The sequence below is a fragment of the Pseudomonas sp. LA5 genome, assembly GCF_028640825.1.
Lineage (GTDB): Bacteria > Pseudomonadota > Gammaproteobacteria > Pseudomonadales > Pseudomonadaceae > Chryseomonas > Chryseomonas aestiva.
Window position 1 is genome coordinate 511,640 of the sequence record NZ_JAQYZY010000037.1, and the last position, 11,698, is coordinate 523,337.

General features: G+C 68.1%; 5 protein-coding genes. 2 read left to right on the forward strand and 3 right to left on the reverse strand.

What is annotated here, in order from left to right:
• Positions 1–3: 3 nt before the first annotated feature.
• Positions 4–1,050 (forward strand): GGDEF domain-containing response regulator, encoded by a 1,047-nt coding sequence (locus PVZ72_RS14325; RefSeq protein WP_273862282.1) that lies wholly within the window; start codon positions 4–6, stop codon positions 1,048–1,050.
• On the opposite strand, the gene PVZ72_RS14330 is transcribed toward PVZ72_RS14325, so the two are convergent.
• On the reverse strand, positions 1,047–1,961 hold the full coding sequence (locus tag PVZ72_RS14330) for a diguanylate cyclase domain-containing protein (protein ID WP_133861098.1): 915 nt from the start codon (positions 1,959–1,961) through the stop codon (positions 1,047–1,049). The genes PVZ72_RS14325 and PVZ72_RS14330 overlap by 4 nt on opposite strands.
• A 6-nt stretch (positions 1,962–1,967) precedes the next feature.
• The gene (locus PVZ72_RS14335; RefSeq protein ID WP_273862283.1) at positions 1,968–8,573 is read right to left on the reverse strand and encodes a response regulator; all 6,606 of its coding nucleotides are present in this window, start codon (positions 8,571–8,573) and stop codon (positions 1,968–1,970) included.
• A 170-nt stretch (positions 8,574–8,743) separates the two neighbouring features.
• Here PVZ72_RS14335 and PVZ72_RS14340 point away from each other — a divergent pair, with 170 nt between their 5' ends.
• Positions 8,744–10,849: an NAD(P)-binding protein gene (locus PVZ72_RS14340; protein WP_273862284.1), complete on the forward strand. Its 2,106-nt coding sequence runs from the start codon at positions 8,744–8,746 to the stop codon at positions 10,847–10,849.
• Here PVZ72_RS14340 and PVZ72_RS14345 read toward each other — a convergent pair.
• Complete coding sequence (locus PVZ72_RS14345; RefSeq protein WP_273862285.1) at positions 10,775–11,689, reverse strand: hypothetical protein; 915 nt, start codon at positions 11,687–11,689, stop codon at positions 10,775–10,777. The genes PVZ72_RS14340 and PVZ72_RS14345 overlap by 75 nt on opposite strands.
• Between the last annotated feature and the right edge of the window lie 9 nt (positions 11,690–11,698).

Consider the following 11,698-nt stretch of genomic DNA (forward strand, 5'->3'; position numbering starts at 1 on the left):
GTAATGGCCACGCATGAGGGTAACGCCCAGGATAGCCTGACCGCACCCAAGGTGCGCCTGCTGCTGGTGGACGATCAGCTGATCATCATCGAAGCCTTGCGGCGGATGATCGCCGATCAGCCCGACATCGAGCTGCATTACTGCCTGGACGCTCACCAGGCGGTCAACATGGCCCTGCAACTCAAACCCACGGTGGTCCTGCAGGACCTGATCATGCCCGAGATCGACGGTCTGGAAACGGTCAGGCGCTTCCGCGCCGAACCGGCCCTGCGCGACGTGCCCATCGTGGTGCTCTCCTCCAAGGAGGATCCCCAGGTCAAGGCGCAGAGCTTCGCGACCGGTGCCAACGACTATCTGGTCAAGCTGCCCGACAAGCTGGAACTGCTGGCGCGGGTGCGCTACCACTCCGAGGCCCACGTCCTGCGCGCCCAGCGCGACGAGGCCTTTCGCTTCCTGCGCGAGAGCCAGCGCCAGCTCGCCGAAGCCAATATCCAGTTGCAGAAGCTGGTGGCCATCGACAGCCTCACCGGCATCAACAACCGCCGTCATTTCGACCAGACCTACGAGGGCGAATGGCTGCGCGCCCGGCGCAATCGCCAGCCGCTGGCGCTGCTGCTGTGCGATGTCGACCACTTCAAGCGCTACAACGACACCTATGGCCATCTCAGCGGCGATCTCTGCCTGAAGAAGGTGGCGGCGGTGCTCACCGAGCAACTCAAGCGCCCGGCCGATCTGGTGGCCCGCTACGGCGGCGAGGAATTCGCCATGGTGCTGCCGGAGACCGACGCCGAGGGTGCGCTCAAGGTCGCCGAAGCCTGCCGTGCCGGGGTGGAACGGCTGCAGGTGGCGCATTCCGGCAGCGACCTCGGTTTCGTCACCATCTCCATCGGCGTCGGCAGCATCCAGCCGCAGAGCGGCGACGATCACGAAGCCTTCATCGAATGCACCGACCAGGCCCTGTACCAGGCCAAGGCCGAAGGCCGCAACCGGGTGCATCTGGTCAAGGGCGGCAAGGAGCTGGCGTCCCAGGGCGTTTCGCCAACCGGCTAGAAGCTGCGACTGACCAGGCGATTACGCCCTTCGGCCTTGGCCTGGTAGAGCAGGTTGTCGGCGGCCTTGAGCAGCCCGTCGGGAGTCTGTTCGGGGGTCGGATTGCAGCAGGCCAGGCCCATGCTCATGGTTAGCCAGAGGCGGTCCTCCGCCAGCGGATGAGCGATGCGCAACTCGGCGATGCCCTGCCGGCAGCGCTCCAGCACCGCTTCCGCCGCCGTGCGCGTGGCGCCCGGTAGCAGGAGCACGAATTCCTCCCCGCCATAGCGCGCCAGGCAGTCCCGCTCGCGGATGCGCTGCTCCAGCACCTGGGCGACCCGCGCCAGCGCCTGATCCCCGGCGCCGTGGCCGTGGGTATCGTTGTACTGCTTGAAGTAATCGATATCGAGCATGGCGATGGCCAGCGAACCCCGCCGGCTGACCGCCAGCTGCCACTCGATCGTCAGCTGCTCGTCGAAGCGACGGCGATTGCCCACCGCAGTCAGCGGATCCATGTGCGCCAATTCCTCCAGCAGCCGCCGCTGACGGGCCAGTTGCAGGTGCAGCCGCACCCGCGCCAGCACGGCCAGTGGATTGAAGGGCTTCTGGATGAAGTCGCTGGCGCCCAGCTCGAAGCACTCCACCTCGCGGTGCAGGTCGTTGGCCGCGGTGATGAAGATCACCGGGATGGCGCTGGTCTCGGCGCGGCGCTTGAACAGCTGGATCAGCTGCAGGCCGTCGATGCCGGGCATCACCACGTCCAGCAGGATCAGATCCGGGTGTTCGCGGGCGGCCTTGGTCAGTGCCTGGACCCCGCTCTTGGCCAGCATGATGCGCGCCTCGTTGCGCAACAGATCGCCGAGGACGCGCAGATTGCTCTTCTGATCGTCGACGATAAGGATCAACGGCAGCTCGGGACGACGCCCCTCCATCGGCAACTATCCCGACCGTTGTCCGGCCTGCCGCACTCGCCGCAGCAGATCCGCGGCGGCATCGGCGGCATGTTCGAACTCGACGTCGTTCACCCACTCGCGGATCCGTACCACGTCGGCGCTGTGCGGGGTGCTCACGCAGGCGCGCAACAGGGTGTCGAGCACCTCCTCGGCAGCGAAATCCGACGTCTGCAGGAGTCCGACCAGGCGTTCGAGCAGGGCTTCCAGTTCCTCGACGGCGGCCTCCTCGCCGCCGGCGACCTCGACCAGGATCTCGTCGAGCGACGCCAGGCACCGCTCGGCCTCGGCCTGCAGGCGGCGCACCTCCTCACCAATGGGCTGGGCCAGCCGGATCCGGGTGGTCAGGCGTTGCGCCGCTTCCTGCAAGTCCAAGGCGCCGACATAGGCGGCGGTGGCCTGCAGGCCGTGGGCGCATTCGAACAGCGCGGTGACATCGTCGGCCGCGCGCCAGGCGGCGATCCGCCCAGGCAATTCGGCCTGCTGCACGCGGAAATCCCGCATCAGCTGCTCATAGAGCTCGGCGCTGCCGCGCAGCAGGCGCAGCGCCGACTCGGGTTCGAGCACCGCACTGGCCCGCGCGCGTGCCAGCACGCCGACCTCCTTCACATCCCCCCCCTCTTCCACTGCCTTACGCTCGGCGCGCTGCAGCTGCTCGAGATTGGCCCAGGCGGCGATGATACGGAACAGCTCGGCGGGATCGAGCGGCTTGACCAGGTGATCGTTCATGCCCGCATCCAGGCACCGCTCGCGATCGCCGGGCAGGCCGTTGGCGGTCATGGCGATGACCGGCAGCGCGGCCAGCGCCGGGCGGGTGCGCAATTCGCGGGTGGCCGACAGGCCGTCCAGGCGCGGCATATGGACGTCCATCAGCACCAGGTCGTAGCGCTGCCGCTCCAGCTGGTCCAGCGCCGCCTGGCCATCTTCGGCCACGTCGATCAGGATGCCGCTGCCCTGCAGGAAGCCGATGACCACCTGGCGGTTGATGGCGTTGTCGTCCACCAGCAGCAGGCGAATGCCCTGCAGATCCACCACGCTTTGGCCCACCGTCGGCGCGGTCACCGGTGTCAGGCCCAGCCCGGACAGCAGTCGCTGCACGGCGGGACCGGTGACCGGTTTGTCGAGGAGTTCCAGACCTGGCAGATCCTCGCCCAGGCTGCGCACCTCTTCCGCCTCGTAGGGCGAGGCCAGCAGGGTCAGCGCCAGCTCCGGCTGACGGAAGCGCAACTGGCGCGCCAGCGCCAGGCCGTCCTCGGCGCCCAGGCGCCAATCGACGATGGCCAGTTCGAAGACCGCCGTGGCCATGGCCGCCAGGGCCTGCTCGGTGGATTCCGCTTCCACCACCTGCATGCCCAGTTCGCGCAGGCGTTGCCCCAGGGTGCGCCGGGCCAGGCCGTGGTCGTCCACCAGCAGGACCTGCCGCGGCGTCTGGCTGGGCAGCCGCTCCGGCTCGCCCACCACCGGCAGGGTCAGACGCAGGGTAAAGCAGGAGCCGCGCCCGGCTTCGCTATGGACCTCGAGGGTGCCGCCCATGAGTTCGGTGAGCTGGCGGGAGATCGCCAGGCCCAGGCCGGTACCGCCATAGCGACGGCTGATGGAGCCATCCGCCTGGGTGAAGGGCTGGAAGAGTTGCGCCTGCTGCGCCTCGGCCAGGCCGATGCCGGTGTCTTCCACCGCCAGGCTGAAATGGGCACGACCCGCTTCGCAGACGGCACCGACGCGGATCAGCACATGGCCCCGCTCGGTGAACTTGACCGCATTGCTCAGCAGATTGACCAGCACCTGCTGCAGGCGCAGCGGATCGCCTTCCAGCGCCAGGGGAATGTCCGGACCGCAATCCAGCACCAGTTCGACGCCCTTCTCGTGGGCCTTGATGGCGCAGAGATTGAGCGTGCGTTCGAGCACCTTGGCCAGGTTGAAGCCCAGTTGTTCGAGCTGGGTACCGCCGGCTTCGTTGCGCGAATAGTCGAGCACGTCGTTGATCACCCCCAGCAGGGTCTCGCCGGAGTCGAGGATCTTGCCGACGTGGCCACGCTGCTCGCCAGACAGCCGGGTGCCCAGGGTCAGGCGGCTGAGGCCGATCACCGCATTGAGCGGGGTGCGAATCTCGTGGCTCATGGTCGCCAGGAACAGCGACTTGGCCGCTGCCGCTTCCTCGGCCCGGATGCGCGCCTGGTCCAGCTCGAGGGTCCGTTCGCCGACGCGCTGCTCCAGGGTTTCGTAGATCTGCGCGTGCTCCAGGGAGATCGCCGCCTGGGTGGCCAGGATGCCCAGCACCTGCAGCCGACCCGGGGTGAAGGCCTGGGCCAGCAGGTTGTTTTCCAGATAGAGGATGCCGATCAGGCGGCCCTGGCGCAGCACCGGCAGGCAGCAGACCGAGCGCGGACGCCGCGCGCGGATGTAGACGTCGCGCACGAAGCGGCCGGCGCGGGCGGCGTCATCGAGGATCACCGGTTCGCGGTGACGGATCACGTGGGACACCAGGGTCAGGGGCACCAGGCCCTCGCCGGAGTCCTGTTCGTTCAGCGCCAGTGGCAGCCCCTGCAGCACCTTGGGCTCGGCCGAGCTGCTGCAGATCGAGGCCTGCACCAGCCAGCGACCGCCCTCGGGCAACAGCAGCAGGCCATGCTGGGCGCCGCCCTCCTCCAGGATGATGCGCATCATCCGCGCCAGCAACTGATCCAGCGCCAGCTCGTTGGAGATGGTCTGCAGCGACTTGAGCACCGACAGCCAGTCCAGCCGCATCATCTCACTGGTGGCCTGACTATGGGTCCGCTGCACCGTCAGGGCAGTGGCCTCGGCGGCGCGCAGCCATTGCGGGAATTCGTTTTCCAGCGCCTGGGCCTTGGCCGCGGCGCCCCAGTGCAAATAGCTGCGCTGGGCGTCCTGCAGGTAGGTCCGGGCGATCCGCGGACGCTGCTGTTCCAGCCAGAAGCGCCCATAGAGTTCCTCGGTCAGCGCCGCGCCCTGGCGAAAGCCGTGCAACCGCGCGGATTCCAGGGCCTGTTCGTAGAGATCCATGGCCGCTTCGACCCGGCCCTCGCGGCGGGCCCGCTCGGCCGCCACCAGGTCACGCTTGTGGGCGAAGTTTTCCGGGCAGTGCGCGGCCCAGCCGTTCAGCCGTTCCTGGGCGATCTCGACCTTGGCCAGCGCCTCACCCGCCAGTTCGCCCTCGGCCAGCAGGATCAGCGCCTGATAGAAGGCGTGCTCGGCGATGCTGAACCAGCCGAAGCTCGCCGCCAGCGAGGCTTCCATGGCTTCGGCGTGCTGCCGCGCCTGGGGCAGCCGGCGGAACAGCAGCGCCGCCTGCATCTTGTTGAAGTCGTAGTAGTTCAGACAGAGCACATGGCCGCTGTCCTGCATCTGCCGCACCAGCGCCGCTTCGTCCTGACCCTCTTCGTCCCAGCTCTCCTGACCTGGGGTGAGCCCCTGCAGCAGCCGCAGCGACTGGCGCAGGATGGTGAAGATCTCCAGGGTGTTGGGATCGCCGATGCCCAGCAGGATCCGCTCGATCTCCGCGGTTTCGCCGAGGATGTCGTCCAGCGGCGCCCCAGCGTGCTGCAGGTGCTTGAGGATGTGGAAGGCGCTGTAGGCGGTGAAGATGATCTCGCCGGTGCGCTGACCGGCGGCCAGGGCCTCGCGCAGCAGGGCGACGTTGTCCGCGATGGGGCTCGACCAGGGACTGTTGGTCACCGCGAACATGGTGTAGACCTTGCACTTGAGCGGCAGGTTGCCGGTGCGGTCGACCAGGTCGACGGCCAGGCGCCCGACCTGGTAACCCAGTTCGTAGCGACCGTGGAAGGCCGACAGCAGCGAGCCGTAGTTGGCATAGCCGAAGGGCGAGAGATCGCCATTGCCGTACTGGATCGACAGCTTGACGATGCGCATGACCGCCAGCAGGCTCATCGGCAGGTCGACGTTGATCGCCGGCCCCCAGAGCAGGCCCAGCAGGCGGATAAGCAACTGGGCACGCGGATCTTCCATGCGTGGCAGGTCGAGCAGCGCCGCCGGACTGCGCTCGGCGAGCCAGGCCTCGACCTCGGCGCTGTCGGCGCCGATGGCCTGGTTGATGGCGTCCGGCGCTTCCGGCCAGGGTTCGTCCAGCACCTGGAGGCCGGCCTTGGCCACCACCAGGGCTTCGGTGAAGCGCCCGAGGCCGCTGTAGAGGTCGATCTGCAAGGCCCGCACCCCGGCTTCCTCGAAGATGGTGAGCGCCCGCGGCAGCAGCACTTCGCAGATGCGCAGGGCCTCGTTGGCATCGCCACAGAGGTGCGCGACCTCGGCCCATTCCCGATGCAGCTGGAACAGCAGCTCATGACGGCTCTCCCAGGCCGCGTCGTCGATCAGCGCGACCGCCGTGCGCAGAAACTCCTGGGCGGCGGGATAGGCATTGGCCTGGCGCGCCTTGCGCGCGGCGTCCAGATTGAGTTCCAGCAGCTGCAGCCGCTCGGCGGGCGTCTCGATCAGCGCCAGCGCCAGGTTGAGGTGATTGACCGCGTCCAGCCGCGTGGCGCTGCCTTCGGCGAGATAGAGCTGACCGGCGCGCAGGTGGACTCGCTCGCGCTCGGCAGGCGCCAGCAGCGAGTGAGCGGCATGGCGTACCTGATCGTGCAGGAAACTGTAGTGCGTGGGCGTCTGTTCCCCCGCCGGGCCGCCTTCGGGCTCGGTGAGCAGGCCTTCCTGCACCAGCGACTGGCAGAGGCGGCGGATGTCCGCGGGCGATTCCGCCATCAGCGCGGCGAGGCGATCGCTGGAGAAATGGGTGCCCAGACAGGCTGCCCACTGCAGCAGTTGCGAGGTGCTCGCCGGCAGCTCCTTGAGCTTGCCGACCATGAAGTCGACGACATTGTCGTAGACGTCCAGGGCCTGCAGCCGCGCCAGCTCCCAGTGCCACTGGCCCTGCTCGCCGTCGAACTCCAGCAGGCCTTCCTGCTGCAGACTGCGCAGCAACTGCTCGATGAAGAAGGGATTGCCGAGGGTCTTGTCCAGGCAGAGCCCGGCCAGGGCCGCCTGCTCCGCCGCCGGTGCCGGCAGCAGTTCGGCGATCAGGCGCTCGATCTCCACCCGCGACAGCGGACCCAGCGACAGGGTACGGATCAGCGCCGCGCCGAGCAGGCGCTCCAGGGCGCTGCCGGCGAGCTGTTCTTCACGATGGGTCGCCACCAGCAGCAACGGCCCCTGGTCGGTCCGCGCCAGCAGGCGCTCGATCAGGCGCAGCGACGCGCTGTCGGCCCACTGCAGATCGTCCAGCCACAGCAGCAGCGGACGGGTGTCCACGGCGAAGGCCAGCAGCAGCGCGATCACGGCTTCGTCAAAGCGTTGTTCGGCCTGTAGTGGCGGCAGTTCGGCCACCGGTGCCTGGGGCCCGAGCCAGGTGGCCAGCTCGGGCGAGACCTCGGTCAGCACCCCGGCGTTGCCACCCAGAGCCTCGACCAGGCGGTCGGCAAAGGCTTCGCCCAGACTCTGCCCGACCTCGACCAGCTCGCGCACGGCCTGGCGCAGGGCGCCATAGGGCACGCCGCTGCCAAGGGTCTCGAACTTGCCGTGGGCGAGCAGCACCCGCTCGCCCTGGCGACGGACGAAGGACTGCACCAGCGCCGATTTGCCCACCCCGGAACTGCCACTGACGAAGACGGCTTCGATCCGGCCCAGGGTCGCCCGCGCCAGCGCCTCTTCGAGCAAACGCAGGGGCGCGCCGCGCCCCTGCAGGGTGCGTACCGGCATCAGGCGTGCCGGCGGATCCTGTTCGCCCAGGGCGAAGCCCCCCCGCTCGCCGGCCTGATGGGCCGCCTGGCAGCGCTGCAGATCGCGCAGGATGCCATAGCAGCCCTGGTAGCGTTCCTCGGCGGCCTTGGCCATGAGTTTGTCCACCAGCGCCGCCAGCATCGGCGGTACCGTCGGCACCCGCTCGACCAGCGAGGGCGCACGCATCGCCAGGTGCGCATGCACCAGTTCGAGCGGGTCCTGGGCGCGAAACGGTGGCTCGCCCGCGAGCATCTCGTAGAAGGTCACGCCCAGCGCATAGAAGTCGCTGCGATAGTCCTGGTGGCGCCCGGTCCGCCCGCTCTGCTCCGGGGCAAGATAGGTGAGCGAGCCCTCCAGGCGGGCATCGCTGCCCTGGACGGTGCCAAAGGCCGTGGCGATGCCCAGATCGGTCAGCCGCAGGCTGCCCGTGGTGCAGTTGCAGACGATGTTGCGCGGATTGAGGTCGTTGTGGGCGATGCGCAACCGGTGCAGCCGCGCCAGGGCACGGACGATGGCCAGCGCCCAGTCGAAGAAGTCATCCAGCGCCAGCGGCCCGGCGGCGAGCAACCCGGCGAGGTCGGTGCCGCCGATGTCTTCGAGCACCAGCACCTGCCGACCCTGGTATTCCAGCAGTTCCAGGGCAGCGCTCACCGCCCCGCTGGCACTGGCCCGGCGGGTCAGTTCGAATTCATGGCGCAGCCCGGCCTGGGCCTGGGGCGTGGGATAGTCGGCGGCCAGCTGCTTGAGGATCACCGGCTGACCATCGGCCAGGCGCGTGCCGCGGTAGATCAGGGCATGGCGGCTTTCGCTCACCCGCGTCTTGCAGCTGTAGCCTGGAATCCTCAACACCGCGCTCGCCTCGATCCTCGGCCGACCGGGCGATACCGGGCCAGCGCCTCAACTATTTCCGTTGCCTTGCTAAAGTCTCAAGGGAACTTTTCGATAAAGTGATATTACCCTAGCCATCATCTGGCTTACGTCCACTGGCGCAACAATTTGCACACTTCGGAGCAATACGCATGGACGCTGTACCTTCTGTCCGCAAGATCGCCATCTTGGGCGGCGGCGTGTCCGCCGTCACCACCGCCTTTCGTCTTACTAGTGAGCCCAACTGGCAGGACCGTTACCAGATCACCCTGTACCAGCAGGGCTGGCGTCTCGGCGGCAAGGGGGCCAGCGGACGCAAGGCGACCGACCACCAGCGCATCGAGGAACATGGCATCCATGTCTGGTTCGGCTTCTACTACAATGCCTTCCACAGCCTGAGGCAGTGCTACGAGGAACTGGACCGGCCTGCCGGCGCGCCCCTGGCGACCCTCGACGAGGCTTTCTTCCCGCATTCCCATACCGCCTTCGCCGATGCCTTCCAGGGACAGTGGACCAACTGGCCCATCGATACCCTGGCCCTGCCCGGCAAGCCCGGCGAGGGCTGGAATCCCAAGCCCTTCATGGCCGCCCTCGGCGATCTGCTGGAGTGGTTGCTGCGGCTGGGCGAGGTGGACGACACCCCGGCCGCCACCGCGCCAGGCGGCCTGTTCGCCCGGCTGCGCGCTCACTGCCGTGAGGAATTGCAGGAGCTGGCCCTCAAAGAGGCGGAGCACCAGTTGCAGCAGGCCCGCACGGCGCTGCCCGACGGCGTCGACCATCCCGTGCTGCTGGCGTTGCTGCGCAGGCTCCGCGGCCTGCTCGGCGACATCCTGCACGACCGCAGCCAGACCCACGTCAAGGCCCACCGGCTGTGGCTGCTGATGGATTTCGGCCTGACCGTGCTGATCGGCATGCTCGCCGACGAGGTCTATGCCAAGGGCTTCGCAGCGCTCAACGAAGAGACTTTCCAGGCCTGGCTGAGCCGGCACGGCGCCAGCGCCGCGACCCTGGACAGCGCGGTGCTCAAGTCCCTGCACGGCGGCATCTTCGCCTATCGCGACGGCGACCTCGCCCAGCCCGACGTCGAGGCCGGCACCGTGCTGCGTGCCGCCCTGCTGGCCCTGACCACGGCCAAGGGCTCCTTCATCTGGCGCATGCAGGCCGGCATGGGTGATGTGGTCTTCGCGCCCTACTACGAGGTGCTCGCCCGCCGTGGCGTGGACTTCCGCTTCTTCCACCAGGTCACCGCCATCGAAGCCGCCGACGACGGTCAGGGACCACGGGTGACGCGCCTGCAGATCCAGCGCCAGGTCACCCTCAAGGGCGACGCCTACCAACCGCTGGTGGACGTCAAGGGTCTGCCCTGCTGGCCTTCGGCGCCGCTGTACGAGCAGCTCGACGAGCAGATCGCCCGGGAGCTGCAGGACGGCCAGATCAATCTGGAATCCAACTGGAGCGGCTGGCAGGGCGTCGAGCAGCTGGAGCTGCAGGTCGACCGCGACTTCGACGAGGTGGTGCTGGGGATCTCCGTGGCCGGCCTGGCCGACCTCGCCCCCAGCCTCTGCGCCCTGGACCCCGCATTCGCGCACATGACCCGGCAGGTGGCCACTGTCGCCACCCAGGCGGTACAGCTCTGGCAGAACCGCGACGCCTGGCAACTGGGCTGGAGTGGCTCGCCTCAGGGTGGGCAGGCGCCCGAGCTGCTGGGCTTCGCCGCCCAGGCGATGGACTCCTGGGCGGATGTCAGCTACCTGGTGGACCGCGAAGACTGGTCGAGCGGCACGCCGCCGGCGGACATCAGCTATTTCTGCGGGGTTTTCGCTGCCAAGGCTGCCCCGCCCATCGGCAAAAAGGATGACTATCCGCAGCAGGAGGCCGCCAAGGTGAAGCAGGCCTTCCTCGACCTCATGAACGGCAACCTGGGCGCCTACTGGCCGGCAGCCGTGACCCCGGCGGGCTATCGCTGGGACTTCCTGCTGGCGCCCGTCGAGGTCCAGGGACCAGCGCGCTTCGACTATCAATACTGGCGAGCCAACGTCGATCCCAGCGAGCGCTATGTGCAGAGCGTGGCCGGCAGCAGCCGCTATCGCCTGGCCACCGACGGCAGCGTCTGCCGCAACCTCTATCTGACCGGCGACTGGATCGACAACGGCTTCAACATGGGCTGCGTGGAGTCGGCGACCCTATCCGGCCTGCAGACCGCGCGTGCCCTGCTCGGTCACAGCGAGGTCCTGCCCGGCGAGGACGCCTTCCAGTAGCGCCACCGCCTGGACCGCTGCGCGCTCGGCGCAGCGCTCCACGGCAGGCGGATAGCACGGCGCGGTGCCATCCAGATAGTCCAGCAGCTCGGGCGCCTGGTTCCAGACCGCGGCCTCGCTGTAGAGGCGCGGCAATTCCAGCCGAATCCAGCCATCCATGAGGCGTACGCCCAGCTCCTCGATACCCAGCCCGTGGCCCTCGATCACCTCGCGATCCGCATCGGTGAGGGGATAGTGCGGCGGATAGAACTCGGCCAGGCTGACCAGCAACTTGACCGAAAAGCCGCGCGGATCGGCCAACAAGGCCCCCAGCTCGGCGAACAGCGTCGCCTCTTCCACCAGCGCCTGGGCGAACATCAGTCGGTAGAGGGTGATGTTGAGAAACAGCTGACCGACCTCATTCTCCGCGCGCGCGTCCGCCTGATGCAGGGCGAAGCCGGCCAGGATGGAGGCGTTGTGCGCCCGGTACCAGTGCCGCGGGGTGGGATCGGCGATGAAGGTCAGCCAGCAGCGCGTGGGATAGGGCGCCTGGTCGCCGGGCAGCCCATGCTGCGCCAGGCAGCCGGCCAGCTCGGCCAGGTAGATGAAGTGCAGATTGACGTTGCGCCACCAGGCGCTGCCGGTTATGGGATCCAGGACACCGGCCTGGATTTCCCAGTCGAGAAAGGCCAGTTCCGAGTCGCCATAGCTCAGGCCGTCGTTGTCGGTATCGCCAAAACGCTGATAGAAGTCTTCGCGCACCGCCCGCCGCCGGGCCGGGACGTTCTCGATCTGGCGACAGAGCTCGCCGGTCGCCACGACGGCGTCTTCATAGGTGTACATGCCTTCCCTGCCCTGCATATCAAGATT

Bases quoted from the DNA above. Each gene is read 5' to 3' on its own strand.
- PVZ72_RS14325 (WP_273862282.1), top strand. From the start codon at position 4: ATGGCCACGCATGAGGGTAACGCCCAGGATAGCCTGACCGCACCCAAG.
- PVZ72_RS14330 (WP_133861098.1), bottom strand. From the start codon at position 1,961: ATGGAGGGGCGTCGTCCCGAGCTGCCGTTGATCCTTATCGTCGACGAT.
- PVZ72_RS14340 (WP_273862284.1), top strand. From the start codon at position 8,744: ATGGACGCTGTACCTTCTGTCCGCAAGATCGCCATCTTGGGCGGCGGC.
- PVZ72_RS14345 (WP_273862285.1), bottom strand. From the start codon at position 11,689: ATGCAGGGCAGGGAAGGCATGTACACCTATGAAGACGCCGTCGTGGCG.